Below are 25,973 nucleotides of genomic sequence, written 5' to 3' on the forward strand. Positions count from 1 at the left end.
CATGAGACTGAAACTCGTACCCCAGAATACCTCGTTCGATTTCTTCAGCCGCTGGAAAATCTGGCTGGGTATCTCGGCTTTGATGATGATCGTGGCGTTCACGTCCTTCATGCTTCAGGGGCTGAACTTCGGCATCGACTTCCGCGGTGGCACAACGATCCGGACGCAAAGCACCCAAGAGATTGATGTTGGAGTTTATCGTGACGCCCTTGCCCCGTTGGAATTGGGGGATGTGACAATCACAGAGATCTTCGATCCAAACTTTGGACCGGATGAGAATGTCGCGATGATCCGTATCCAGGCGCAAGAAGACGCCGAGGCAGTTACATCGGACGTGATCACTCAGGTCGGCGAGGTGCTTGCCGCTGCTGATCCAGGCCTCAAATTACCATTTGAAAGCGTTGAATCCGTCGGCCCCAAAGTCTCCGGTGAGCTGATCCAAACTGCCGTTATCGCGGTGGTGTTGGCGATCGGGGCGGTGCTTGTCTACATCTGGCTGCGCTTCGAATGGCAGTTCGCTTTGGGCGCTGTGGCCGCGCTGGTGCATGACGTGATCCTGACAATTGGGATTTTCTCGGAACTGCAAATCCGGTTCGACCTGGCTATCATCGCCGCGCTGTTGACCATCGTTGGCTATTCGCTGAACGACACTGTGGTCGTGTTCGACCGCGTCCGCGAGAACCTGCGGAAGTACAAGAAGAAGGACCTCAAAGAGGTTCTGAATATCTCGATCAACGAAACACTCAGTCGAACAGTAATGACCTCGGTTACCACCCTGTTGGCTCTGATCTCGCTCTATGTGCTGGGCGGTGACGTGATCCGCGGCTTTGTCTTCGCGATGATCTGGGGTGTGATCGTGGGGACGTATTCCTCGGTCTTTGTGGCCTCGACCATTCTGCTGTGGCTGGGCGTTAAGCGCGACTGGTCTAAGCCATCCAACAACGCGGGCAACCAGTTCGCAAATGTGGATGCCTGATCTTCTCGGCCAATCCCCCACGGGGCTGGCCGTTATCCTTTTTGCAGCGACATTGGGTGGCATCGTTCGCGGGTTTTCCGGCTTTGGCACCGCGCTGATTTTTTTACCTCTGGCCACACCGTTCCTCGGCCCGTTTGGGGCGCTGATCGGACTGACGATCATGGATATCTTCGGGCCACTCCCCAACCTGCGACGGGCGTGGCGCGTCGTGGACCGCGGCGACCTGGCACGGTTACTGCTGGGCTGCGCCCTGGTCCTGCCCGTTGGCCTGTGGGTCCTTACGCAGGTCGAACCTGAGGTTTTTCGATACGCGGTCAGTTTTCTGGCCTTATTCATGCTTGCAATCCTGATCCTCGGATTACGCTATCAAGGCCGCGTGCGGCGCGCGATGGTGACCGCAATCGGTGGCGCTGCGGGCTTTCTCGGTGGCGTCGCTGGGTTGCCTGGACCGGCGGTGATCTTGTTCTACATGTCTCGCCCACTTCCTGTAGAGGTTATCCGGGCCACAATCCTGCTGTTCCTTTTTGGATTCGATTTTCTCATCTTTGGCTTCCTGTCCGGCATGGGGCGTGTGACCCTCGACAGTGTCGTTTTGGGTTTGGCTCTGTCCGCCCCGAACCTTCTGGGCAATTGGCTGGGCGGATGGCTATTCAATCCGGAAAGGGCAAAGCTCTACCGTGCCGCGGCTTATGTGGTCATCGCCCTTGCTGCCTTGTCGGGCCTGCCGCTTTGGGGCATAGAAGATATCCATGCGGTTGAATGAGATCACATATAACAACGCAACACCGGTTGATGGCTACGGGCCCGGCTTTTTCCGTATTGGTGGCCAGGTTCACCAAGGGGCGGTTCTAACCGGTCCATCGGGCACCACTGGTTGGGGCGGATACGACGATCAATCCTCTTTGCTTGCATTGGCTGGGCATGTGGATGTCCTGTTGATCGGAACGGGCGCTGATCTGGCCCACATCCCCTCTGACCTTCGAGCGGCGCTCGAGCAGGCCGGCATGGGCGTTGAGATCATGAACTCACCCGCAGCCTGCCGGACTTATAATGTACTGCTCTCCGAAGGCCGTCGCATCGCGCTGGCTTTGCTTCCCACCTGACAGGAACCGCTTCATTTGGCCAAAAATACCCAGGAGAGAGCGAGGGGCTGGCCCCTCGCTACCGCGGTCATTTGAAAGCGGATCAGGTGTCACCCTGCGGCAAATCCCGCCTTTTGCCCCTATGCGCAATAAGATAAGCCGGACCGTATGACACTGACCGTATCCGATCTTGCCATCACCCGCGGGGGCATCCCCGTGCTCGAGGGGCTGAACTTCTCGCTTCGACCCGGTCAGGCATTGATCCTGCGTGGACCGAACGGGATCGGAAAAACGACCTTGCTGCGCACGCTGGCGGGGTTGCAGCCGGCGTTGAGCGGAACCATTGACGGGGCCGAAGATCAGATCGCCTACGCCTCTCACTCCGATGGGTTGAAGCCAACGTTGACGGTTGTGGAAAACCTGATCTTCTGGGCCTCGGTCTTTGGAACAAATGACATCCAACCGGCATTGGATGCCTTTGCTTTGAACGAGCTGTCGGACCGCCATGCGGGAAACTTGTCCGCCGGGCAGAAACGTCGCCTTGGACTGGCCCGGATGCTGGTCACCGGGCGGCCGATCTGGATGCTGGACGAACCGACGGTGTCACTGGACAAAAGCGCCGTCCAGATGTTCGCCGATACCGTTCGTGCCCATCTGGGGCAGGGCGGTTCGGCCCTGATCGCAACCCATATTGACCTGGGCCTGGACGGGGCGGTTTTGGATGTGGGTTCTAACAAAGCCAAGCCAAAACCTATCGACGACTTTGACGGAGGCTTCCTGTGATCGCACTGCTGCTGCGCGACCTGAAACTGGCCTTCCGCGCGGGTGGGGGCTTTGGTCTTGGCCTTGCATTCTTTTTGATTGTAACCGTTCTGGTGCCGTTCTCTGTCGGCCCGCAATCTTCGCTGCTGTCGACAATTGCGCCGGGTGTGCTTTGGCTGGGCGCGCTGTTGGCTTGCCTGTTGTCGCTTGATCGTCTGCTTGCGCTGGATTGGGAAGACGGATCGCTTGACCTGCTAGCAACGGCGCCCTTGCCGCTTGAGGCGGTTGTGACGATCAAGGCGCTGGCCCACTGGTTAACGACGGGTTTGCCCCTGGTTCTGGCCGCGCCGTTTCTGGGTGTGCTGTTGAACCTGCCGGTGCCGGGATTTTTCTGGCTGGTGATCTCACTTTTGGTCGGCACCCCGGCCATGAGTGTGATCGGGACCTTCGGCGCAGCTCTGACAGTCGGCCTAAAGCGTGGTGGTCTATTGCTGTCATTGCTTGTTCTGCCGCTTTATGTTCCCACACTGATCTTCGGGGCCGAGGTCGCGCGCCGTGGTGCCACGGGGATGGAAACGCAGACGCCGCTTTTGATGCTGGCGGGGATCACCGCCGCCACGATTGCGCTGTTGCCTTTTGCCAGCGCAGCAGTATTGCGGATCAACCTTCGGTGACGCTGTCGCAGTTTGACTGATGTCAATTGAGAACAAACACGAGTCGGACTAAATAGAGCCCATGTCTATCGCAGCCAAAGCCAATACCCTCTGGGAATACGCTAACCCGCGCAAATTCCTCGTGACCAGCGAGCGGATCCTGCCGTTCTTCTGGATGACTTCTTTTGTGTGTCTGTTCGTTGGGCTGGTTTGGGGCTTTTTCTTCACACCGGATGACTACAAACAGGGCTCGACGGTCAAGATCATCTATCTGCATGTGCCTGCGGCGCTGATGGCGATTAATTGTTGGCTGATGATGCTGGCGACCTCGCTGATCTGGCTTGTACGGCGTCACCATGTCAGCGCGCTGGCAGCCCGGGCCGCTGCGCCGGTCGGTATCGTGATGACCATGGTCGCCCTGGCAACCGGCGCGATTTGGGGGCAACCGATGTGGGGCACGTGGTGGGCCTGGGATCCGCGCTTGACCGCGTTCTTGATCCTGTTCCTGTTCTATTTGGGCTACGTGGCGCTATGGGAAGCGATCGAAGATGCCGACACAGCCGCCGATCTGACCTCGGTCCTGTGTCTGGTAGGTTCGGTTTTTGCGTTGCTCAGCCGCTATGCCGTGAACTTCTGGAACCAAGGTCTGCACCAAGGAGCCTCTGTGATGCGCGCTGCTGCCGTCACGGGTTCGGATACTGAAGAAAAGGTCAGCAACATCTATTTCTACCCGCTGCTGCTGTGCATCATCGGATTTGTGCTGCTGTTCATTGCGTTGGTTCTGTATCGCACAGGAACAGAAATCCGGGCGCGACGGATCAAGGCGCTGCTGGCGCGAGAAAGGCTAAACGGATGATCCCAGATCTTGGAAAATATGCCGACGCGGTCCTGTGGTCCTATGCTGCCTCGCTGGGGTTGCTGATTGCACTGGTCGTTCTCAGCGTAATGCGCGGGCGCAAAGTCCGGGCGGAAATGGAAAAGGTCGAACACAGGATGTCGCGCAATGGCTAAAATCTCACCCCTGATGATTGCGCCGCCGTTGATCTTCGGCGCTTTTGCCGTTTTGGCCGGCATTGGCATGTTCCGGGATGACCCCGATGCCTTGCCATCTGCACGCGAAGGGCAGCCCGCGCCACCTGTCGTTCTGACAGAGTTTCCGGGCAAAACGTTGTTCGACGATGACACCCTGCGTGATGGTGAGGTCAAGCTGGTCAACTATTGGGCCAGCTGGTGTGCGCCCTGCCGGGCTGAGCACCCCAACCTTGAGGCGCTGTCCGAAGAGGGCATCCCGGTCTATGGCGTCAACTACAAGGATCAGTTGGCCAATGCCGAAGGTTTTCTGACCGAACTGGGCGACCCTTACGAAGCCATCGGACGGGATGAGCAAGGACGCATGGCGCTGGACTGGGGTCTCTACGGTGTACCGGAAACTTATGTAATCGACGGAGAGGGCACGATCATTCTGCGCTTTGCCGGTCCGATCACGCAGCGCGTCATCGAAAGCAGGATCCGCCCGGCATTGGAAAAAGCCAGCCAGTGATCTGATCCGTTGCCATCCGGAGCGTGCCTGCTGCACGCGATCTGTTTCTTATTTCTGCTAGTTGCGCTGGCACCCAAGAAAAAGCCCCGGCGCATTGGCCGGGGCTTTGTTGCTTTAATCTTCCTTGGCAAGGTTCCGCAGCACATATTGCAGCACGCCGCCGTTTTCGATGTATTCGATCTCGGGCGCGGTATCGATCCGGCATTTCAGCGTGATCGTTTTCTCGGTTCCGTCGCCGAAGATGATGGTGCAGGGCACCTCTTGCAGCGGCTCGACCGAATCCAAGCCGTGGATTGATACGGTTTCATCGCCAGTCAGGCCCAGTGTCTTGCGGGTGTCGCCGCCGGTGAACTCGAACGGGATCACGCCCATGCCAACCAGGTTGGACCGGTGGATACGCTCAAAGCTTTCGGCGATCACGGCTTTGACGCCCAGCAGGGCCGTGCCTTTGGCAGCCCAGTCCCGGGATGAACCGGCACCGTATTGCTCACCACCAAAGACGACCAGCGGAAGGCCTAGTTCCTGGTAGGCCATCGAAGCGTCGTAGATCGAAGCCTGCTCGCCGTCAGGACCTTTGGTATAGCCACCTTCGACGCCGTCCAGCATTTCATTCTTAATGCGGATGTTGGCGAAGGTACCACGCATCATGACCTCATGGTTGCCGCGGCGGGAACCGTAGGAGTTGAACTCACGCGGTTGTACCTGACGTTCGATCAGGTACTGACCGGCAGGCGAGGTGCTTGCAAAAGACCCTGCGGGTGAGATGTGGTCGGTCGTGACCATGTCCCCAAGAACCGCCAATACCTTGGCCCCTTCGATATTTGTGATCGTGCCCGGCTCGGCACCCATTCCCTGAAAATAGGGAGGGTTCTGGATATAGGTCGAAGTCGGCGGCCAGTCATAGGTTTCCTGTTGCGGAACCTCAACGCTTTGCCATTTCTCATCGCCTTTGAAGACATCCGCATATTTCGACTGGAACGCTTCGCGGGTGACAGTTTCTTGCACCAGCTCGGCAATTTCGCTTTGAGTTGGCCAGATGTCCTTCATGAAGACGTCATTGCCGTCCTTGTCCTGGCCGATCGGCTCGGATGTCAGGTCGATATCCATGGTGCCAGCCAGTGCGTAGACTACGACCAGCGGCGGCGAGGCCAGATAGTTGGCCCTCACGTCCGGCGAAATCCGGCCTTCAAAGTTGCGGTTGCCTGAAAGAACCGAGGTCGCGACCAGATCACCTTCGGCAATCGCTTCACTGATCTCCCTCTGGATCGGGCCAGAGTTGCCGATGCATGTGGTGCAGCCATAACCAACCAGGTTGAACCCGATGGCATCCAGATGTTGCTGGAGGCCTGCTGCCTCAAGGTATTCAGACACAACCTGCGAACCGGGGGCCAGCGATGTTTTGACCCACGGCTGACGGTTCAAGCCTAGCTCATGCGCCTTTTTTGCGACTAGGCCGGCACCGATCATCACATAAGGGTTCGAAGTGTTGGTACACGAGGTGATCGAGGCGATCACAACCTTGCCCGATTCCATGCCGTAGTTTTCGCCCTTGACCACGACCTGCTTGCCCATCGGGCGCTTGAAGGTTTCGGCCATTTCCTTGGTAAAGGCAGCTTTGGCGTCGGTCAGCGCAACATAGTCCTGTGGACGTTTTGGCCCCGAGATTGCGGGAACAATTGTGCCCATGTCCAACGTCAGAGTGTCGGTGTAGATGGGCGCATAGTTTTCATCGCGCCACAGGCCGTTTTCCTTGGCATAGGCTTCGACTAGTGCCAGACGATCCTCATCACGGCCGGTGTTTCGCATGTAGCGCAGTGTTTCACCGTCGATTGGGAAGAAGCCACAGGTCGCGCCATATTCGGGCGCCATGTTGGCAATGGTCGCGCGGTCGGCCAGCGGCAAGCGGTCCAGACCGCTCCCATAGAACTCGACGAATTTGCCCACCACGCCCTTTTCGCGCAGCATCTCAACGACCTTCAGAACAAGGTCGGTGCCAGTTGTGCCTTCGACCATCGCGCCGGTCAGCTCAAAACCGACAACCTCGGGGATGAGCATCGAGATCGGCTGGCCCAGCATCGCGGCTTCGGCCTCGATCCCGCCGACGCCCCAGCCCAGAACGGCCATACCGTTGACCATTGTGGTGTGGCTGTCGGTACCAACCAGCGTATCGGGGTAGGCGACTTCGTCGCCGTTCTGGTCGGTGTCGGTCCAGACGGTCTGGGCCAGATATTCCAGGTTCACCTGATGGCAGATACCGGTTCCGGGGGGGACAACGCGGAAGTTGTTGAATGCCGACTGACCCCATTTCAGGAACTGGTAACGCTCCATGTTGCGTTCATATTCGCGATCCACGTTCATCTGGAACGCGCGGGGGTTGCCGAATTCATCAATCATGACCGAGTGATCGATGACCAGATCAACCGGGTTAAGCGGGTTGATCTTTTGTGCATCACCGCCCAGTCCTTTGATGCCATCGCGCATCGCGGCCAGATCAACAACAGCCGGAACGCCGGTAAAGTCCTGCATCAACACGCGGGCAGGGCGATACGCAATCTCGCGCGGGTTCTTGCCGCCATTGGTTGCCCATTCGCCAAAGGCTTTGATATCGTCGACCGCGACAGAAAAGCCATCGTCCTCGAACCGCAGCATGTTTTCCAGAACCACTTTCAGCGCGGCGGGAAGCTTGGAAAAATCACCCAGACCAGCCTCTTGCGCGGCAGGGATCGAGTAATATGAAATGGATTTGCCATTCACGCTAAGGTTGCGGCGTGTTTTGGCAGTATCTTGTCCGACTTTGATGGGCATCTGTGGCCTCCCTCTGAAATGACTTAGATCCCGGGATTCGCTAATAGTTATCTGCATCACCAAAGCCTTTGGTTCAAGGACCAAGGTGGTGAGCTTGTTGAGTTATGTATACCATTGCACACAAAATATAAGGGTAACGATGGTCGCATGTCTCAAGAAACGTTGATTGGAGGTTGAACGGGCTTGCGTTTAAACCGGGCAGTACACCCAGCCAAAGGCCCGAGACCCGTAATGTTCAGATCCATTCGCGCGACAGCGCTAGTTTCCTTGTTTCTCTCTACAGCAGCCCTGGCCGAGGGCGATCCGGTTGTGGTTGAGTTGTTCACATCTCAGGGCTGTTCGTCCTGTCCGCCTGCCGACCGGATCATGCATGACTTGGCCAAACGCGACGATGTGATCGGCCTGGCACTGCATGTGGATTACTGGGACTACATCGGCTGGAAGGACGAATATGCCGACCCGGATCACACTCTGCGCCAGCGCACTTATGCGCGAGAAGGTGGGCGGTCGATGATCTATACGCCTCAGATGGTGGTGAATGGGCAGCAGGATGTGGTCGGGGCGCAATCGCGGGAGCTGGATCGCCTGATCAATGCACATCTCAAGGCCACCCCGCAAGCATCCGTGACGGCCGTGCGCTCGGGTGATGATGTATCGGTGGATGTGACGCCGGTCGAACTGCCGGCCGGAGAAACCTATGACATCCGGGTCATTCAGTATTCACCGATGCGCCATGCCTCGATCCGACGTGGAGAGCTGGCTGGCCACGATCTGGACTATGCCAATGTTGTCGAGGCCTGGCATATGGCAGGTCAATGGGACGGCGTCGCGCCTCAGGCGTTTTCGGTAACCGTCGACACGGATTTTCCGGCAGTTGTGCTGGTGCAAAGGGCAGGGCACGGCCCGATTGTGGCAGCCGCGCGGGTCAAGTAATCAGGGCATATCCTCGGGCTGAACGCCCAAACCGTTCCAGGCTTTCCAGCGCCGGTGGATCCAGAACCACTGACCCATATGCTGTCTTACCATGGCCTCAAGGTCGTCATTGGTGAACTGGGTCATGGTTCTGGGGTCTGTATGCGGCACCGGATCGTGCAGCACGATTTCGAAATCCACGCCGTTTGGTTGCCGCACCGCATAACACGGGATCAGGACAGCGTTGTATTTCATTGCCAGTTCTGCATTCAGGACTGAGGTCACGGCGGGCTTACCAAAGAATGTCAGCTCTTCACCGCCATGGGCGTGCAGATCGGATACGATTGCGATGATCCCATTTTTCTTGAGCGACCGAACCATCTCGACCATTCCGCGACGGCCCTGTTCGAACATCGGCGAGCCGGTCTTATGGAACGCCTCGACATACATGTCGTTGAAATAAGGATTCGCCATGCGGCGATAGAGGCACCCAATCGGTTGACCGCTGCGTTCCTGCAGGGCGATGCGTGCTGCAAGATAGTGACCAAAATGCGCGGTGATCATCATGATCGGTCGCCCTTCGGCGACGGCAGTGTCAAATGCGGCAACACCCGAACCGCTTACCTTTGCCGTGCGCTGACGTTCGGTGAACCCTTCGGGCGAAAAGTGCTCCATAATCGCGCGACCGGCATTGTCCGGAACGGCACTGCAAATTCTGTTGACCTCGGCCTCTGACAGGTCAGGGCGGGTCAATTTCAAGTTGCTGCGCACGCGTTTGGTAAAGCCGATCAACGGTGAAAGTCCACGTGCGATTGCGCCCATGGTGGCCAGGCGAGCTTCATAGGGCAGCAACCGCAAGGTCCCGATGACGCCCTTCATGAACAATCCAGTGATGTAGTATTTTCTAAGCTCTGTGCGGCTTAGTTCCGACTTTTCGACGGGCATGAATAGGTCTCACCGGCTGTTGCGATTTGCCGGGCAAGACATACAAGGCGGAAACCGCAACCACAAGCGTTGCAAACCAAAGCCATGCTTTGACTTGCCGGATCGGACTTGCCGGTCACTCTTCGCTATCCTCTTCGATCAACGCTAGTGCGCCTTCATCCACCAGTGTTCGAATTGCAACAACGACTAGGGTCATCGCGTCTTCGGCTTCGGACAGTTTCACCTTGCCGCGTTCGGTGATTTCTTCGCGCAGGTTATCCGCCATACGCGTGGACATGTTGGACAGCAGAAACTCGACCGCTGATTTATCATCTTCGCCCTGGGCTCCGGCCAGGGCGGTAACAAGGTCTGCCTGTTCCACGCCACGCAGAATCGCAGGCACGTCCCGGGGCAGGATGCGGGCCGGGATATGGGCAAAGGTGAATATCGATTGGCGCACCAGAGCTGCAAAGTCGGTGTCTTCTTCGTCCAGGGCCGTCAAAAGCCCGTCGCGCGTCGCTGCGGCTGATTGGTTCAGAATCGCACCGACCCGCGCGCCGGGGCCATCCGAAAAGGCCGTGGCCGGGCGTCGATCAAGTTGCGCCGCCAACGACCAGCCAATCCGTTCAACCGCCTCGGGCGTGATGTTGGCTGTTTTGGACACGGCATAGGTGATGCGCCGCGCGACCGGGCCGGGCAGGTGACCCAGAAGTTGCGCGGCATTCGCAGTTTCAAGCTTGGACAACATGACCGCCGCAATTTCAGTGCTTTCGGCCAGAGCGATGGCGGCCAAATCTTCTGTCGGGATTTCGCGCAGCCGTTGCCACGGATCCCCGACCTGGCGCACCCCGGCTTCTTTCCGCAACCTGGCCGCTGTTGCAGGCGTTATCCGGTCGCTGACTGCGTCCAGAGCACCGGCCAACCCATGTGGAAAAGACAGGCCGACACTGTCCAGCGCTTCGGCAAATTCATGTGCGACGGATGCCAGCGTGATGCGATCCACAAGGCCCATCTGACCCAGCTGGTGCGTCAGCTTTTCCTGCAAATCGTCGGGAAGTTCTTCCAGGGGGATATCTGCGCCCTCATTCAACAAAAGACGCACCACGACGGCGGCTTTTTGTCGGTTGCTCAGCGCCTTGGGGACGACGCGGGGCGCGTCGTTCTGGGCGTCGGCTGCGGGTTTTGATGTCCCCGGTGCCAGTTGAACCAAAGAGTTTGTGTCCTGCATCTGCCTGTGGTGCCAAGTTTCTGTTCCACAGGCAGATTACGGAGAGTCGGGTAAAGAAAGGCTGAAGTTTAATAGTTGTAAGTCAGCCCGGTGCGGATCGCCTCGCGCAGGGATGCCTCGGCCCAGGTGCCTTCACCGCCGCGCGCCTTGATCTCGCGCCACTGTGCGATGGCAAGATCGGTTTTGCCCTCGGTGACAAAGCCCTGACCCATATAGCTGCGCGCCAGTATGTTGTCGGGATTTGCCTCAATGGCGTTCGAATAGAAGGCATTCGCCAGATCAAGCTCACCCATTTTGCGGTAGGTGAAACCCCAGTAGGTCAACACGCGATCATCATCCTGATCCATGATGCGCAGGATGTCCTGTGCATTTTCGAACTGTCCGTCATAGGCCAGTTCGCGCACAGCGTCGTAAAGTTCGTCTTCAGTAAAGTTGGTCTTGTCCGGCTTCACGCACCGTCCGGCGTCTTTGTCATAGACGCGACCGAAGAAACACTTCTTGGTCGTGTTGGTCGGCTTTGGCGGGCTGCTGTCACCGCCACCAGCGGCAATCGCGACCGGCGCGAATGCGAAGGCCTGAAGGGCGATGGCTGAAGCGAGTACTAGGCGCATATTCCTACTCCGTTGTATGGGCTACTTACAGAAAGCATAGTGCGTTCTTCTCAAAAGCTAACAACCGAAGGCTCGCGTTTATTCACGAATAGGAAGATTTTTTCTCAGCTATTCACAATTTTGGCGCAGGTATGGGCTTCTGCATCCCAATACGTGCCCGGCGCGCAGGACTGGGTTTGCTTGGAATGGCCACTGCAGGCCAAAGCAACGGAAGCTGAACAACTAAGAGCCAAAGCGCAAATCAAAGTGCGGATCATCGTGTTTCTCCTGTCCGGACATACGCGGGCATCATAGCCTGTTTTGGCCTGTCTGGCAAAAGAGCAGGGCCCGGATCACGTCACGCGAACCGGGCCCTGCGAAGCATTTGATCAATCGCGGTTTATTCGCCGAACACACGGGCGAAGATCGTATCAACGTGTTTGGTATGATAGCCGAGATCGAATTTCTCTTCGATTTCTTCAGGGCTCAGCGCGGCGGTGACGTCCGCGTCTGCCAGCAGTTCTTCTTTGAAATCGGTGCGGTGTTCCCAGACTTTCAGCGCGTTGCGCTGAACCATGGCATAGGCATCTTCGCGGCTGACACCTGCTTGGGTCAGCGCAAGCAGAACCCGCTGGCTCATAACCAAGCCGGGGAACTTGTTCATGTTCTCAAGCATGTTCTCGGGGAAGATCAGCATCTTGTCGATCACACCTGTCAGTCGCGACAGTGCAAAATCCAGTGTGATGGTGGCATCCGGCCCGATCATGCGTTCGACTGAGGAATGCGAGATATCGCGCTCGTGCCAGAGCGCCACGTTTTCCATCGCCGGGATCACTGCCGCGCGCACCATGCGGGCCAACCCGGTCAGGTTCTCGGTCAGCACCGGATTTTTCTTGTGTGGCATGGCTGAGGAGCCTTTCTGACCCATCGAGAAGAACTCTGCCCCCTCCAGCACCTCGGTGCGCTGCATGTGGCGGATTTCGATGGCAACGTTCTCGATGCTGCTGGCGATAACCCCCAGCGTGGCAAAGAACGCAGCATGACGGTCGCGCGGGATGACCTGAGTGCTAATCGGCTCGGGCACCAGACCCAACTGGTCGCAGACATGCTCTTCCACACGCGGGTCAACATTGGCGAAGGTGCCGACCGCGCCGCTGATCGCGCCAGTGGCGATTTCAGCGCGGGCGTCGCGCATGCGGGACAGGTTGCGGTCCATCTCGGCGTAGAAACGCGCGAAAGTCAGGCCCATGGTGGTTGGCTCTGCGTGGATACCGTGGCTGCGGCCGATGCGGACCGTGTCCTTGTGTTCGATTGCGCGGCGTTTCAGTGCAGCCAGCAGACCTTCGAGATCTGCGATCAGCAGGTCGGCGGCGCGGGTCAGTTGCACGTTGAAACAAGTGTCCAGAACGTCCGAGCTGGTCATGCCCTGATGGACAAAACGGGCCTCTTCACTGCCGACATGTTCGGACAAATGGGTCAGGAAGGCGATGACGTCGTGCTTGGTAACCGCTTCGATTTCGTCGATGCGAGCCACGTCGAATTCCACGTCTTTGGCCTTCCAGACAGCCTCGGCATTCTCGCGTGGGATCACACCCAGATCCGCCATGGCGTCGCAGGCATGGGCCTCGATCTCGTACCAGATGCGGAACTTGGATTCGGGCGACCAGATGGCGACCATATCGGGGCGGGAATAGCGTGGAATCATTGGCAGCGGCACCTTATTGTGATTTGGCAGGAGGCGTTGCGGCGGGGTTTAAACCCGCGCAGACAAAGGAACAAGGCGCGAGTGCGAATATGAGACGGTTTGCCCTGATTTTGGCCCTATGGCCCGGTTTTCTGGCGGCTGAGGAGTTCAGAACGCTGACGGGGGATGAAATTCTGTCTGCATTGACTGGACAGAAGCTCGATTACGGGGAAGGTATCTGGCAGACCTTCGACGATACGATGCTGACACAGTATTTTTCGGGCGGACCCAGCGCAGGGCGGTGGGCAGTGCGCGAGGACCGTTATTGCTCGGTCTGGCCGCCTTCGGATTTTTGGGCCTGCTATGATGTCCAGCAAAGTGGCAAAGTGATCCGGTTCGTTGATGATAACAGTGCCACGACCGACGGGACACTCGCCGAATGAGCCTGCCGCGCAGACTGTTGGATTTCGAAGGCCATTGGAGCCTGACCCGGACCATTCTGGACGCGCAGGCGGGGCAGGTGGTGCAGGCCGATGGTCACACGGTCCTGAGCCCAACCGAGGACGGCTTGATATACGACGAAGAAGTCACGCTGCGTTTGCCGGGGCAAGCCGAGATGAAAGGCACGCGCAGGTACCTGTGGCACGCGGCGCGTGAGGCGATTGCCATACATTTTGACGACGGCCGCTATTTTCACCGGCTGGCCTTGGGCCAGGCACATGCGTCCGACCACCACGATTGCCCGCCCGACAGCTACGATGCTGTCTACGATTTTTCAGCCTGGCCAGTCTGGTCAGTGCGCTGGATCGTCTCGGGACCCAGAAAATCTTATGAAATGAGCACCGAATATCGGTTAAGATAGCGTAATCATGTTGCAGTCAAAGCTCTAAGCGGGCATTTCTGCAGTTGAAAATAGGTGGAGACATAAGAATGAATGCGAATGTACTGGCCAATGCGATTGGCCCGCGCGAAGGCACCGCGCTGCGCGTCAAGCAAGTTGTGCTGGTGGCACTAGGTATTCTTGCGCTGGCAATAGCTGCCAAGATCAAGGTTCCAATGTGGCCTGTCCCGATCACTATGGGCACCTTTGCCGTGCTGACAATCGGCACCGCCTATGGCACGCGTCTGGGTCTGGTCACCATGCTGGGTTACCTGCTGATCGGCGCGCTGGGCTTCGACGTGTTCGCGGGCTCTTCGGCCGAAAAATTCGGTCTGACCTACATGATGGGCGGCACCGGCGGCTATCTGGTTGGCTACCTTCTGGCAACCGTTCTGCTGGGCGCACTGGCCGCGCGCGGCTGGGACCGTTCGTTCGGCAAGATGGCGTTGGCTCTGGTTCTGGCAAATGTCGTGATCTATGTGCCCGGCCTGCTGTGGCTGGGTCAGCTTTTTGGGTGGGATCAGCCGATCCTGCAGTGGGGTCTGACACCCTTCTTGGTGGGCGACGCGATCAAGCTGGTGCTGGCTGCACTGCTGATCCCTGGCCTGTGGAAACTGGTGGGCGACGCTCGTTCGTAATTTCCAACCAATCCAAATCTGACGAAGCCGCGCTCGGAGATATCCCGGCGCGGTTTTTTTGTACCCGCAGATCGGAATGCTGGACAAAAGGGGCCACTGCAGGTCAATCTGCATTCAATGAAATCATCAGGTTATTGAGATATGCGTATTCAATTTTCTTCGGCGCTCGCCGTTTGCGCTTCGCTATGGTTGTGCGGTGCGCCTGCGTCAGCCGACACTCCGGTCACTTATACGGACAACGGGCGGGCGCTGTTCGGCTTTTCTGTACCCGACTTCTGGGCGCTGCGCACCGGTGGCCCGCGCGAAATTGAAGATACCGAGCTGGGCGATGCACGTGCCGTGGCACGGGTCATGGGGATGCGGCCAGTCACGGACGACAATGTCTGGATGGGCTTTGTGTCGCCTGCGGGTGTGGCCTCGATCGAGGGCGGTCTTCGGTATCTTGAGGATATCGACAGGTTTCTAGTCAAGGATCCAACAGTGTCCGAGACCACCACGACGCGCATTGGCGGGTTGCCCGCGCGTGTCATTCGCGGGACCGGCAGTCGCGAAGGGCGCGGTGTGAACTTCACAGTTTCCGTGATCGACTTGCCGAGGGGGCGTGTAGCCATTGCCGTGGCGATCCTACGGGACGGCGCCGATCCAGCTTATGTGGACGATCTGAACGCCGTGTTCGCGTCGTTCCGGTCCCTGCAGTGAGGAGGCGCACATGACCCGCAAATTGATCAAACGCGCAGCCCTTGCCCTTGGATTGGGGGCAGCAAGTCTGACGCTTTCGGCCTGTGACGGCGTAACCGTTGGCGTAGGATACGGGTATGACCCATTCTACGACTCGATGCTGTGGAATGACTATTATCATGACGTAGACGTGGATATTGACATCGACCGGCCGGATCGCCCCCGGCCGCCTGATGGTCGCCCACCTGCGCGCCCCGTTCCACCTATCGCCAAGCCACCGAATAGACCACCGGTGTCGCGACCGCCGAACAGGCCACGGCCTCCGGTTGCACGACCCCCGGCGGCACGGCCGCCTATTCACCGCCCCGCAGGCCGGCGCTGAACCGACAGGTCAGTCCAGTAATTCAGTTGTGATCTGGGCTGACCCTTCCAAGGTTCTGTGGACCGGGCATTTGTCCGCGATTTCCAGCAATCGCGCGCGTTGCTCGGCCGTCAGCGGACCTTCAAGGCGGATCTTGCGGCGGAACTGATCGACTTTTCCTTCGTTAGCCAGCCCCGCGTCCTGCGCATGCACCTTGTTGTGGCACACATCGACTGAAACGGTTTTCAGCGGCCACCGCTTGCGCCGCGCGTACATGCGGATAGTCATTGATGTGCAAGCCCCCAGACCAGATGACACAAACCCGTAGGGCGACATGCCACGGTCGGTGCCACCGTATGAGGCGGGCTCGTCCGCGACGGCATGGTGCCGGGGACCGGATTGAATGTCTTGAAGGAACCCTTCCGGATCAGCTTCGGTCACGCGAACAACACCTTCGGGTGCCCCCGGTGGCGGGGCAGGCGGGCAGAGCTTGACGTATCGCGTCACCCACGCGGTGATCACGTCCGCCGCGTATTCTGCATCGGATGCGCGGGTAATCAGGTGATCGGCATCGTCGAGGGTCACAAAGCTCTTGGGGTGTTTGGCGGCCAGAAAGATTGTGCTGGCATTGTCGATGCTTACGGTCTCGTCCCGAGGGGCGTGCAAGATCAGCAAAGCGGCCTTCAGATCTGCGATAGCGGGCATCAGGGCTGCTTCGGAAATATCATCCACAAAAGCTTTGCCAATGCGGAAGGGACGCCCGCCCAACATCACGTCCGCCGATCCAGCCTGCTTGATCTCCGGCAGCGCATCTTCGAAGTGATGCGCTACATGGCCCGGATCTGCGGGTGCACCCAAAGTGACCACGGCCTTGACGCTGGGAATTCCGGCGCGGGCGCGCAACACAGCCGCACCACCCAGCGAATGGCCGATGAGCAATGCCGGAGCCATGTTGCGGCCCGCCAGATAATGTGAGGCGGCGATCAGGTCTTCGACATTGGAGGTAAAGGTTGTGTTGGCAAATTCCCCACCGGAATGACCCAGCCCGGTGAAATCAAATCGCAGCACGGCGATGCCCATTGCCGCCAGTCGGGCCGCGATCCTGCGCGCGGCAGGGATGTCTTTGGAACAGGTGAAACAATGCGCAAATAGCGCCGTGGCCAGAACCGGTCCGTCCGGCAAATCCAGGCGCGCGGCCAATTGGTTGCCGTCGTGACCGGCAAAGGTAATGCGTTCGGTGGGCATGGCAGTTCCTTGTTCGTCGGGATGACTAATAGTGTGTGCTTCCGTCTGGCCGCTCAACCCCATTGTAAGAAGCGTCACGGGAAGGTGAGTGAAGCGAACGGATTGCGCGCATTCCTTTGTCTTTGCTGTGAACCTAAAGCATCAAATTTCGTGAAGTATAATGCAAAAAGTATTTGTTTTACTAATTCATATCACACCCCCATCTTACGACCATCGCACACGTGCAGCCCAGGAGGTTCAAATGGCACATACTGCAATGGATCAAAGGGGCGTGGTTCTACGCCCGGATATACTGGCCGTGATTGCCCTGACCGGCGTGATCGGATTTGCGCTTGGTCAAACTCTGCCGCCGGTGACATCCACTGAGGCCCAGGTTTTTGATCCCGTGTCCGAAGACTGGCACGGAAATGTCAGACGGTCACATTGGTCGAACTGAAACGTCAGCTCAGCCCCATGAGCTGCCGATCAAAGGGATAGGTGGTCAGGTTCTCATAGCCGTCTTCGGTGATCAGAACCTGATCCTCCAGCTTGATCGAGAAATCTCCGCCAACCTCTCCAACGGCAGCCTCGACACAAAGGACCATGCCGGGTTCGAGCGCGTAGTCGTAAGAGCCTGCCACTGCCTTGTCCGGATAAGCAACCAGAGGCCACTCATCGCACAAGCCGACGCCGTGCATCAGGCAGCCGTATTTCTGCGCCAGAAACTTGTCGTCCAACTTGTGAGCATTGGCCGTCAGCTCCGGGATCATCACGCCGGGCTTCAGCATCTCCATATTGGTCATGATGTGTTCGTGCGCGTGCTGCATGGCATAGACCATGTCGGGCCGGGGTTTTTCGTCGCCGATCCACCATGTGCGCGAGATGTCGATGCAGATGCCGTAGGATCCGATCAGGTCGGTATCAAAGGCGATGATCTCATTCTGTTGGGTGATCCGGGGACCGCATTCCTGAAACCAAGGATTGGTGCGCTGACCCGAAGCCAGCAGGCGGGTTTCGATCCATTCGCCGCCGCGCCGGATGTTTTCGGCATGCAGCACCGCCCAAATGTCGTCTTCAGAGGTTTTGCCGTCTCCCACATTGGCGCGCGCGAATTTCTCCATTTCCGCCACAGCGGTTTCGCAGGCGTGGTTGGCACAGCGCATGGCCAGGATTTCGTCCGGGCCTTTGATGGCGCGGGTCTTTTCCGTAGCCTCTTCGCCTTCCATGATCTCGAAGCCCTGCGCCTCTAGTGCGCGCAGGCCGTGCAGCATGATCTTGTCCACGCCGAGGCGCTTGTTTCCGCCACCATGTTCGTCGATCAGAACGCGCACCTCGTTGGAAAACACGTCCGCGGCCACGTCGACTTTGTCGCCCCGGTCAAAGTAAAACAGATCAGCTCCGGATCGTTGCTCGCGCACCAGCGGGTTGAACGTGGAAAGGAACGGAGAGTTCTTATAGTCCCAAATCACCATGTAGCCGTCGGCGCACAGCAAGACGGCGCGGAATGGGTTATGCGTGTTCCACAACTGCATGTTGGTGCTGTCGGTGGCATAACGGATGTTCAGCGGGTCGAACATCAACAGCCCGCCATAGCCGCGATCGACAATGGCCTGCGTCAACCGTTTCCACCGGTGTTCGCGCATCCGGGCCAGATCGGGCAGGGCAAGGCCAGCCTTTTCCCATTCTGAAAACGCAAGCTGCGTCGGGCCGATCTCGATCCGGTCGTTTTCATTCGGGGTGCCATCACCAAGGGTCGCACCTTTGGTCGGGTCGATCTTGCGGCTGTCGCGGTAGTGTCGGTTCATGGTGGGTCTCCCTGCCTGTTCTTTGAGCGTGAAGAATCAATCTCTCGGCGTCTTGAAGGTTTGCGACCGTGCGTTCGTCGCTTTTTGACCGACAAGCGGAAATTCTGATGATACGTCAAATTCATGACGACCATTCTTCAGACTTCAATTCCGTATGACCCGTTGGACAAGCGCCCATTGCCAGGCATTCAGCCAGCAAGCATGGACAACTGGTTGCACCACGATGATGCGTTCGCCGCCCAGATGCAAAGACGCGAGGACCTTTTGGTTAGTCATCGTTCGGATGTTCTGGCGATGGATGCAGGTGCTAAACCCGCTGCGCAGGAGTTGTTGGATCTTGTCCTGAACCAAGTCTATCCCGAGTGCACAGATCACGTCACTCGCCCGGACGGGACAGGTGTTTCGATCGATCAGGTTCAGCCATTGGATACTCTGTGCCGATTGGTGCAGGAAGATTTCTGCATCCTGCAAAAGCAGGGGGATGGACATGTTCTGACCGGAGCCATCCTGTGTTTTCCTGCCAGTTGGCGTTTATCCGAGAAATTCATGCGGCCCCTGATCGACATCCATCTGCCTGTTGACAGCTACAACTCCGACATTGCCCGGCGAGTTCAGCGGTTGTTTGACGGGATACAGCCAGGGCGCCCTCTGTGGCGGTTCAACGCGCTGTGGTATGAGGACGCCGAGCTGCATCAACCTCGCAGTGCATACGACCGACGGGCCCCGCAGGAGCAAGGACACGCCAGGTTCCTGCGAAGTGAGCGGCAGACGCTGTTGCGACTGCCAGAGACGCAGGCCGTGGTTTTCTCGATCCATACATATGTTCTGGCGGCAGAGCAGGTGCCAAAAATGGAAAACCCCGCCTGATGGCGGGGCCTCCAAGGAGGGTCATTTCATACCAGGCTACATGCCCAGCGCGCTGGCAGCGCCCGCAAGTGCCCCGCTTGTGCTGAGAGCGGAGATCGCGACCGAATACACCAGCACCTGAGTGTTCAGGCGGAAGTCTTCGCCCCTTATCAGGTTCACAGCGGCCAAAGAGGCCGCAATCGGGACGGACACGCTTGCCACGGCACCCGTCAATCCCCAACTGGTCAGTCGGAGGATATCGCTGGGTTGCTCGTGGACGAGGGGGGGCGTGTCGTCCCGATCGGTAGGCTGCTCGATAGGTTCTGTCCGAAAAGCGATGCTGAGCAACTGCTCATCTGACAGCTGGATTGGCCGGGCTACTGGGGTCAGCGCCTTTTTTTCTGGCTCATCCAGGTCTTCTGCGTCAGTAACATTCAGTCCGGCAAACGGGCCTGTCACTGCCTCGAAAATCTGCTTTCTGTCACGCGGCCTGCTTGGGGCCAGCGTGTCAAATGCGCTCATGAATTGTTCGATAGTCAAAACGGTGTTGGGCGACAGCCATTCGACCCGCTGGGTCGCGCAGACGTCAACCATTCTGTAAAGGATTACGACCAGCATCAGCTCGGTAACTTCGCTGTCATCCAATAGGGGGGAAACTGGAGTCACTGTGATCGTCAGCCGGTTATTCGGCAGGGTGACAATAGGTCTCTGGATTGTCTTCAGACCTGCAGCGCGGTTGAGGCGATCGAACCGGTCTTCGGTTTCGGCGACCTTGGTATCCAGCGTCAGGCGCACCAAATACTGGCTGGACACAATGCTTGCTTCGGTGTCGTTCTGCAGAGACTTACGCTCGACCAGGTGACCATAGTCCGCAAGGGTCTTGGCAACGATGTCGCTGAACCGCTCGACCGCGTTTTCGGCCTTACCGTTGAATTGCAGACCACCGTGATAGCTGTGCTTCGGAGTCACTGCGCTGTCCTTTGTCGCATCCTGTGTTTGGAAACAATCTAGCAAGCGATCTGGGGCAGATTTGGGCAAAAATGGAAAAAAATGAGAAATCGCGGGGATTGATTACGCTATGGAAACCTAGGCATTTTAAGGGCTTTTTGACGTCTGTGGCGACAATGTGGCCGAAATCGGGTGTAACTGCCGGAATCCCGAGCCTGCTTCAACCGTCGATTCGGGCAGCCATTATTGCAATGGATTGTTGGTAAACCGAGGCGGCATTCCACTGTTGAATGACAGCAAAGTTTGGCTGACCCTGTTGATAGCCCCGACCAGGTTTCCAGCCCTTCTTACGCAGAAAATTGGCGGTTGAGGCCAATGCATCCGTCATATTGTAAAAGTCGACCTGACCGTCGCCGGTGGCATCAACCCCGTATTGCATGGCATTGCCCGGCAGGAACTGGGTGTGCCCAAGTTCGCCATGTTTTGCCCCTTTTGTCGCTGTCGTAATGCTGCCTTGATCGACCAGCTTCAGCGCTCCGATTGCGTGAGGAATGAAAAATTCGGACCTGCGGCAGTCATAGGCCAGTGTTGTGATTGCGGAAACAACCTGACTGTCCCCCATGAAGTTTCCGAACCCGGTTTCCATGCCGTGAATGGCGATCAGTACCCCGGCCGGTACGCCGTATTGGCGTTCGAGTGCTGCATAGAATTGCGGGTTGCGTGCTTTACGTTTGCGCCCCTGCGCCACGATGGTGTCTGCCCCGCGTACGCGCATGAACTTGTCCAAGGAATATTTAAAGCTTTTCTGATTGCGGTCCGCAGCGATCGTGCGCGTGGCGTACTGCGTTTGTGCCAGCGCCTGCAGCCCCTTCTTTTTGACGCCAGCACGCTTGGCCTGTTTCGCAAAGTCCTTTTTCCATGCTTCGAAGCCGTTACTGGTGTTTCCGCAAGGAGCGGCGGCTGCAACTGTGGGAAGGGACAGGGCAAGTATAAGGGCAAATCGCAGCATCAGTGAAATCCAGGCAAGTGAAATGTTATGGATAGGGTACGTGGCATTCCCCAATCCGAAAAGACGTTAGTACAGGTCCAACTCTCCAGTACCTTTCAGGCTTTCAAACCACTCTTCAGGCGTTTTGTCTATCTTGGCGTGTTTGACCATCATCGCGTTCATGTTCGGTAACTCAGACGAGTCCGGCCATTCCTCCGGCCGCCACAGGTTCGCGCGTATCACACATTTGGGGCAGTGTGCGAACACTGTTTCGACATGGATGACCAAGGCCAGTTTCGGCGAGCGGTTGTTTATTGCCATGCTATCCAGCAAGTCGCGATCTTTGCATAGACGGGCAGTGCCACGAAGGCGCAGAGTTTCCATCTTGCCCGGCACGAAGAATATCAGGCTGACGCGTGGGTCCAGCAAAATATTGTGGAACGTATCCACGCGCTTGTTGCCAGGTCGGTCAGGGATTGCGATCAGGGTGTCGGATAACACATTTACGAACCCTTCTGGATCACCTCGGGGCGAGATGTCCAGATGACCACCTGGATTGGCCGACGCAATCAGGCAGAATGTGGACTTGGCAATAAAGTCGCGGCACATCTGGTCCAGCCCGGACAGCTCTTTGGCGATGATCTGGGGCAGGGGCGCGCCGGTTATTCGCTCCAGTTCATCGCTCGAAGTCACGAAATCTGTGAATTGAGAAAAGGGGGCGTCTGATGACATGCGATCTCTCCTAACCGGGTGGGCCGAGTGTGAGAGATCGTACCAAACGAAACAAGGGCGCCCAAATGGACGCCCTTGAGTATTCTAACCCTGAACGGGATCAGCAGCTGTAGTACATGCCGTATTCAACCGGGTGCGGGGTGTGCTCGTAGGTTTCGACTTCTTCCATCTTCAGTGCGATGTAGCCGTCGATCTGGTCCTTGGTGAACACGTCACCCTGCAGCAGGAAGTCGTGATCCGACGCCAGCGCTTCCAGCGCCTCGCGCAGCGAACCGCAGACGGTTGGGATATCGGCCAGTTCCTCGGCGGGCAGGTCGTAGAGGTTCTTGTCCATGGCTTCGCCTGGATCGATCTTGTTCTTGATGCCGTCCAGACCAGCCATCAGCAGAGCGGCAAATGCCAGGTAAGGGTTCGCAGCTGGATCGGGGAAACGAGCCTCAACGCGCTTGGCTTTCGGGCTTTCAGTCCATGGAATACGGACACAACCCGAACGGTTACGTGCAGAGTATGCGCGCAGAACTGGGGCCTCAAAGCCCGGGATCAGACGCTTGTAGCTGTTGGTCGCCGGGTTGGTGAAGGCGTTCAGCGTTTTGGCGTGCTTCAGGATGCCGCCGATGAAGTAGAGTGCCTCATCCGACAGATCGGCGTATTTGTCGCCTGCGAACAGTGGCTTGCCGTCTTTCCAGATCGACATGTTCACGTGCATACCAGTGCCGTTGTCACCTGCGATCGGTTTCGGCATGAACGTGGCCGATTTGCCGTATGCGTGTGCAACGTTGTGGATGATGTATTTGTACTTCTGCAGCTCGTCGGCCTGTTTGGTCAGGCTGTCGAAGATTAGGCCCAGCTCGTGCTGGCACGAAGCAACCTCGTGGTGGTGCTTATCGACCTTCATACCCAGACGCTTCATAGTCGACAGCATTTCCGAGCGCAGGTCCTGCGCTTCGTCGATGGGGTTGACCGGGAAGTAGCCGCCCTTGACGCCCGGACGATGGCCCATGTTGCCCATCTCGTACTCGGTGTCGGTGTTCCACGACGCGTCAGTTGCATCAACTTCGTATGATACTTTGTTGATACTGTTCGAGAAACGGACGTCATCGAACAGGAAGAATTCGGCCTCGGGCCCCATGTAAGCAACGTCGCCGATACCGGACGCTTTCAGGTACGCTTCGGCTTTCTGGGCTGTGCCGCGCGGGTCACGTTCATAAGCTTCACCGGTGTCGGGTTCGACAACCGAGCAGTGCACGCAGATGGTTTTTTCCGCGTAGAACGGATCAACATAGGCGCTGTCGGTATCGACCATCAGCTTCATGTCGGATGCTTCAATCGACTTCCAACCTGCGATGGAAGAACCGTCGAACATGAAGCCTTCTTCCAGGAAGTCCTCGTCAACCTGGTCGGCCATCAGCGTCACGTGCTGAAGCTTGCCGCGGGGATCAGTGAAGCGAACGTCGACGTACTCGGCGTCCTCGTCTTTGATCAGCTGAAGAACTGCGTCCTTGCTCATAACTTAATATTCCTCTGCTTTGAGTTTGTTACAGTGCTTCCGGGCCGGTTTCCCCGGTCCGAATGCGAATGGCTTGTTCAACAGGCGAGACAAAGATTTTGCCGTCGCCGATCTTGTCGGTCTTTGCGGCCGCGACGATGGCGTCGATGGCTGCGTCGACCTGATCGTCGTCCAGCACAACCTCGACCTTCACCTTGGGCAGGAAATCGACGACGTACTCCGCGCCGCGATACAGTTCGGTGTGGCCCTTTTGACGGCCAAAGCCCTTAACCTCGATCACGCTGAGACCCTGGACGCCGACGTCCTGCAGCGCCTCTTTAACCTCATCGAGTTTGAACGGCTTGATGATCGCTTCGATCTTCTTCATCCCGGGCTCCTATTAACTCTTGTCAGTCAGGCACTGACCACGTCTAAAATCGGGCGGCAATGTGATTGCGATATCGGCCCATACAAGGTGTTGAGAAACTAGGCGATGGGTCAAATTTTGATCGACTTGCACAAAAAATAAGCGAATTTGAATCGCCAAGGGATTTGAGATGACGGAATTGCTGACAGCGGCGCAGATGCGAGCAATTGAAACAGCGGCGATTGAGTCAGGTCAGGTGACCGGGCTGGAAATGATGGAGCGAGCCGGTCGCGGGGTCGTCGAGGCGATTTTCGAGGAGTGGCCTGAACTGTCAAGAACGTCTGGCACTGCCGTGGTTTTGTGCGGTCCCGGCAACAATGGCGGTGATGGGTTCGTCGTTGCACGGCTGTTGAAAGAGTGGGGTTGGGAGATCGAGGTTTTTCTGTTTGGCGATCCGGAAAAGTTGCCGCCGGATGCGAAGGCGAACTGTGAACGGTGGAGCAAAATTGGAGATATCGAAGGCAGTAATCCAGTAGCGGGCGAATTGCTGAAAGCCGACTTTGACCTTGTTATTGACGCCGTGTTCGGAACAGGGTTGTCGCGACCGCTTTCTGGAGACGCCAAGGCGTTTTGCCGTGAGATGTTCAAGGTTGGCATTGATGTGGCTATCGATGTTCCCTCTGGATATTGTTCCGATAGCGGGAAGTTTCTGGACGAGGAAACACAGTTCTACGATGGACCCGAGGTCGTCGGTCTCATTGTAACGTTCGAACGCAAGCGGCTTGGCCATAAAATTGGCCTTTTGGCGGATCAGGCGGAAACGTTGAAGGTCAAGGAAATTGGAATTGCCGATTTTGTTCCGTCTTTTCGACGGAACTCTTCCATTCAATACGAGACCGGGAATTCCCGCTGGCAAGTGTCAGAAAAGTACCCTTCCAATCTCCGAACGAACAAAGCGATGCACAAGTACTCTCATGGTCACGCCCTGATTATTTCTGGTGACCCCGGAAAGACTGGCGCGGCGCGATTGGCGGCGCGCGGTGCTTTGCGGATTGGGGCCGGGTTGGTAACGTTGGGTGTCCCGCCGGCCGCGCAGATGGAAGTTGCGGCGCAGGTCACGGCCATCATGTTGCAACGGGTTGAGGGTGGTGAGGGGTTGTCCGATGTTCTCAACGACGAGCGGTTGAATACGCTTTGTCTTGGCCCCGGTCTGGGATTGGAGCGTGCGCAGGCGTTGGTTCCGGTTGCTCTGGCTGCAAATCGGGCGACAGTTTTGGATGCGGACGCTTTGACCGCGTTTGCGGACGACCCTGCGGTTCTGTTTGACCAATTGCACGATAATTGCGTTCTCACACCGCATGGTGGAGAGTTCGCCCGGCTTTTCCCGGATATTGCTGAGAAGTTGACTGCGGTTCCCACCAGAGGCCCGGCCTACTCCAAGGTCGACGCAACGCGTGAGGCGGCCACGCGGGCAGGGTGTGTGGTTCTGTTCAAGGGGCCGGACACGGTGATTGCCGCACCGGATGGGCGCTGTGCGATCAATTCGGCCCATTATGAGCGTTCGGCACCGTGGTTGGCGACGGCTGGCTCTGGCGATGTGCTCGCCGGGTTTATCACCGGGTTGCTGGCGCGAGGGTTCGCCCCAATGCAGGCAGCGGAAACGGCAGCCTGGCTGCATGTTGAATGCGCGCGCCAATTTGGCCCCGGGCTGATTGCCGAGGACTTACCCGAGCAACTTCCTGCAGTCTTTCAGAAATTTGTTAAATGACGTATCGGCGGAAATTGGCCGTTTTTTTTAGCGTTCGGCAAGAAATAGCCGCACGTATACGCATCAGTGCATGTCATTCCTTTTGAAAGACTTCGG

At 57.5% G+C, this 25,973-nt stretch carries 29 protein-coding genes; 17 read left to right on the forward strand and 12 right to left on the reverse strand.

All coding sequences use genetic code 11. From position 1 onward, the window contains the following. Position 1 precedes the first annotated feature (1 nt). The 8 genes from secF (at position 2) to AC2FGC_RS13520 (ending at position 5,013) form a co-directional block, all read left to right on the forward strand. Positions 2–976, forward strand: coding sequence for a protein translocase subunit SecF (secF, locus tag AC2FGC_RS13485; RefSeq protein ID WP_058277475.1), 975 nt, complete (start codon positions 2–4; stop codon positions 974–976). Next, a complete protein-coding gene (locus AC2FGC_RS13490) occupies positions 969–1,739 on the forward strand; it encodes a sulfite exporter TauE/SafE family protein (RefSeq protein WP_496723505.1) in 771 nt (256 codons plus the stop codon). Before secF ends, AC2FGC_RS13490 begins: the two co-directional genes overlap by 8 nt. Next, complete coding sequence (locus AC2FGC_RS13495) at positions 1,726–2,079, forward strand: Mth938-like domain-containing protein (RefSeq protein WP_496723503.1); 354 nt, start codon at positions 1,726–1,728, stop codon at positions 2,077–2,079. Before AC2FGC_RS13490 ends, AC2FGC_RS13495 begins: the two co-directional genes overlap by 14 nt. Positions 2,080–2,226: 147 nt before the next feature. Next, positions 2,227–2,841, forward strand: coding sequence for a heme ABC exporter ATP-binding protein CcmA (gene ccmA / locus AC2FGC_RS13500; protein WP_496782619.1), 615 nt, complete (start codon positions 2,227–2,229; stop codon positions 2,839–2,841). After that, positions 2,838–3,494, forward strand: coding sequence for a heme exporter protein CcmB (gene ccmB / locus AC2FGC_RS13505; protein WP_496723499.1), 657 nt, complete (start codon positions 2,838–2,840; stop codon positions 3,492–3,494). The genes ccmA and ccmB overlap by 4 nt, the downstream gene beginning before the upstream one ends. Before the next feature lie 61 nt (positions 3,495–3,555). Next, on the forward strand, positions 3,556–4,329 hold the full coding sequence (locus tag AC2FGC_RS13510; RefSeq protein WP_496723497.1) for a heme ABC transporter permease: 774 nt from the start codon (positions 3,556–3,558) through the stop codon (positions 4,327–4,329). After that, positions 4,326–4,484, forward strand: a complete 159-nt coding sequence (gene ccmD, locus AC2FGC_RS13515; protein ID WP_496723495.1) for a heme exporter protein CcmD — start codon at positions 4,326–4,328, stop codon at positions 4,482–4,484. The genes AC2FGC_RS13510 and ccmD overlap by 4 nt, the downstream gene beginning before the upstream one ends. Beyond that, entirely contained in the window at positions 4,477–5,013 is a 537-nt protein-coding gene (locus AC2FGC_RS13520; protein WP_496723493.1) for a DsbE family thiol:disulfide interchange protein, read from the forward strand. The genes ccmD and AC2FGC_RS13520 overlap by 8 nt, the downstream gene beginning before the upstream one ends. A gap of 114 nt (positions 5,014–5,127) precedes the next feature. On the opposite strand, the gene acnA is transcribed toward AC2FGC_RS13520, so the two are convergent. Beyond that, positions 5,128–7,818, reverse strand: coding sequence for an aconitate hydratase AcnA (gene acnA / locus AC2FGC_RS13525; RefSeq protein ID WP_496723491.1), 2,691 nt, complete (start codon positions 7,816–7,818; stop codon positions 5,128–5,130). A gap of 231 nt (positions 7,819–8,049) precedes the next feature. Here acnA and AC2FGC_RS13530 point away from each other — a divergent pair, with 231 nt between their 5' ends. Next, positions 8,050–8,751 (forward strand): DUF1223 domain-containing protein, encoded by a 702-nt coding sequence (locus tag AC2FGC_RS13530; protein ID WP_496723490.1) that lies wholly within the window; start codon positions 8,050–8,052, stop codon positions 8,749–8,751. Here the strand turns inward: AC2FGC_RS13530 and AC2FGC_RS13535 are convergent, their stop codons facing one another. The 4 genes from AC2FGC_RS13535 to purB form a co-directional block, all read right to left on the reverse strand. After that, on the reverse strand, positions 8,752–9,675 hold the full coding sequence (locus AC2FGC_RS13535) for a lysophospholipid acyltransferase family protein (protein ID WP_496723488.1): 924 nt from the start codon (positions 9,673–9,675) through the stop codon (positions 8,752–8,754). 115 nt (positions 9,676–9,790) lie between these two features. Next, a complete protein-coding gene (locus AC2FGC_RS13540) occupies positions 9,791–10,882 on the reverse strand; it encodes a flagellar motor switch protein FliG (RefSeq protein WP_496723486.1) in 1,092 nt (363 codons plus the stop codon). 68 nt (positions 10,883–10,950) lie between these two features. Continuing rightward, positions 10,951–11,493: a tetratricopeptide repeat protein gene (locus AC2FGC_RS13545; protein ID WP_496723484.1), complete on the reverse strand. Its 543-nt coding sequence runs from the start codon at positions 11,491–11,493 to the stop codon at positions 10,951–10,953. A 379-nt stretch (positions 11,494–11,872) separates the two neighbouring features. Further along, entirely contained in the window at positions 11,873–13,177 is a 1,305-nt protein-coding gene (gene purB, locus AC2FGC_RS13550) for an adenylosuccinate lyase (protein WP_496723482.1), read from the reverse strand. A gap of 89 nt (positions 13,178–13,266) precedes the next feature. Here purB and AC2FGC_RS13555 point away from each other — a divergent pair, with 89 nt between their 5' ends. From AC2FGC_RS13555 to AC2FGC_RS13575, 5 genes are all read left to right on the forward strand, one after another. Next, positions 13,267–13,599, forward strand: a complete 333-nt coding sequence (locus tag AC2FGC_RS13555; protein ID WP_496782621.1) for a hypothetical protein — start codon at positions 13,267–13,269, stop codon at positions 13,597–13,599. Then, positions 13,596–14,018: a DUF6314 family protein gene (locus AC2FGC_RS13560; RefSeq protein WP_282120433.1), complete on the forward strand. Its 423-nt coding sequence runs from the start codon at positions 13,596–13,598 to the stop codon at positions 14,016–14,018. The genes AC2FGC_RS13555 and AC2FGC_RS13560 overlap by 4 nt, the downstream gene beginning before the upstream one ends. Before the next feature lie 68 nt (positions 14,019–14,086). Beyond that, the gene (locus AC2FGC_RS13565; protein WP_282120434.1) at positions 14,087–14,674 is read left to right on the forward strand and encodes a biotin transporter BioY; all 588 of its coding nucleotides are present in this window, start codon (positions 14,087–14,089) and stop codon (positions 14,672–14,674) included. A gap of 141 nt (positions 14,675–14,815) precedes the next feature. After that, positions 14,816–15,373, forward strand: coding sequence for a hypothetical protein (locus tag AC2FGC_RS13570; protein ID WP_282120435.1), 558 nt, complete (start codon positions 14,816–14,818; stop codon positions 15,371–15,373). Positions 15,374–15,383: 10 nt separating this feature from the next. Then, on the forward strand, positions 15,384–15,734 hold the full coding sequence (locus AC2FGC_RS13575; RefSeq protein ID WP_108860327.1) for a hypothetical protein: 351 nt from the start codon (positions 15,384–15,386) through the stop codon (positions 15,732–15,734). Positions 15,735–15,743: 9 nt separating this feature from the next. Here AC2FGC_RS13575 and AC2FGC_RS13580 read toward each other — a convergent pair whose 3' ends face one another. Then, the gene (locus AC2FGC_RS13580; RefSeq protein WP_496723472.1) at positions 15,744–16,958 is read right to left on the reverse strand and encodes a bifunctional alpha/beta hydrolase/OsmC family protein; all 1,215 of its coding nucleotides are present in this window, start codon (positions 16,956–16,958) and stop codon (positions 15,744–15,746) included. Positions 16,959–17,199: 241 nt separating this feature from the next. Between AC2FGC_RS13580 and AC2FGC_RS13585 the strand changes: the two genes are divergently transcribed. Continuing rightward, complete coding sequence (locus AC2FGC_RS13585) at positions 17,200–17,394, forward strand: hypothetical protein (protein ID WP_496723470.1); 195 nt, start codon at positions 17,200–17,202, stop codon at positions 17,392–17,394. A gap of 4 nt (positions 17,395–17,398) precedes the next feature. Here the strand turns inward: AC2FGC_RS13585 and dddP are convergent, their stop codons facing one another. Further along, positions 17,399–18,742 carry a dimethylsulfonioproprionate lyase DddP gene (gene dddP / locus AC2FGC_RS13590; RefSeq protein WP_496723468.1) on the reverse strand — a complete coding sequence of 448 codons (1,344 nt, stop codon included), beginning with the start codon at positions 18,740–18,742 and terminating at the stop codon, positions 17,399–17,401. 123 nt (positions 18,743–18,865) lie between these two features. Between dddP and AC2FGC_RS13595 the strand changes: the two genes are divergently transcribed. Next, complete coding sequence (locus AC2FGC_RS13595) at positions 18,866–19,609, forward strand: heme-dependent oxidative N-demethylase family protein (protein WP_496723466.1); 744 nt, start codon at positions 18,866–18,868, stop codon at positions 19,607–19,609. Between the two features lie 36 nt (positions 19,610–19,645). Here the strand turns inward: AC2FGC_RS13595 and AC2FGC_RS13600 are convergent, their stop codons facing one another. The 5 genes from AC2FGC_RS13600 to AC2FGC_RS13620 all read right to left on the reverse strand — a co-directional run bounded on the left by AC2FGC_RS13600 (position 19,646) and on the right by AC2FGC_RS13620 (position 24,130). Beyond that, positions 19,646–20,557 (reverse strand): hypothetical protein, encoded by a 912-nt coding sequence (locus AC2FGC_RS13600; RefSeq protein ID WP_496723464.1) that lies wholly within the window; start codon positions 20,555–20,557, stop codon positions 19,646–19,648. A gap of 199 nt (positions 20,558–20,756) precedes the next feature. Further along, positions 20,757–21,545 (reverse strand): lytic murein transglycosylase, encoded by a 789-nt coding sequence (locus tag AC2FGC_RS13605; RefSeq protein ID WP_496723462.1) that lies wholly within the window; start codon positions 21,543–21,545, stop codon positions 20,757–20,759. Positions 21,546–21,611: 66 nt separating this feature from the next. Beyond that, entirely contained in the window at positions 21,612–22,256 is a 645-nt protein-coding gene (locus tag AC2FGC_RS13610; protein ID WP_496723461.1) for an MSMEG_1061 family FMN-dependent PPOX-type flavoprotein, read from the reverse strand. A gap of 100 nt (positions 22,257–22,356) precedes the next feature. Further along, positions 22,357–23,763 (reverse strand): type I glutamate--ammonia ligase, encoded by a 1,407-nt coding sequence (gene glnA, locus AC2FGC_RS13615; protein ID WP_496723459.1) that lies wholly within the window; start codon positions 23,761–23,763, stop codon positions 22,357–22,359. A 28-nt stretch (positions 23,764–23,791) separates the two neighbouring features. After that, positions 23,792–24,130 (reverse strand): P-II family nitrogen regulator, encoded by a 339-nt coding sequence (locus tag AC2FGC_RS13620; protein ID WP_058274017.1) that lies wholly within the window; start codon positions 24,128–24,130, stop codon positions 23,792–23,794. A gap of 169 nt (positions 24,131–24,299) precedes the next feature. Here AC2FGC_RS13620 and AC2FGC_RS13625 point away from each other — a divergent pair, with 169 nt between their 5' ends. Continuing rightward, on the forward strand, positions 24,300–25,877 hold the full coding sequence (locus AC2FGC_RS13625) for an NAD(P)H-hydrate dehydratase (protein WP_496723457.1): 1,578 nt from the start codon (positions 24,300–24,302) through the stop codon (positions 25,875–25,877). Positions 25,878–25,973 lie beyond the last annotated feature (96 nt).

Source organism: Ruegeria sp. CDSC054, assembly GCF_059610645.1.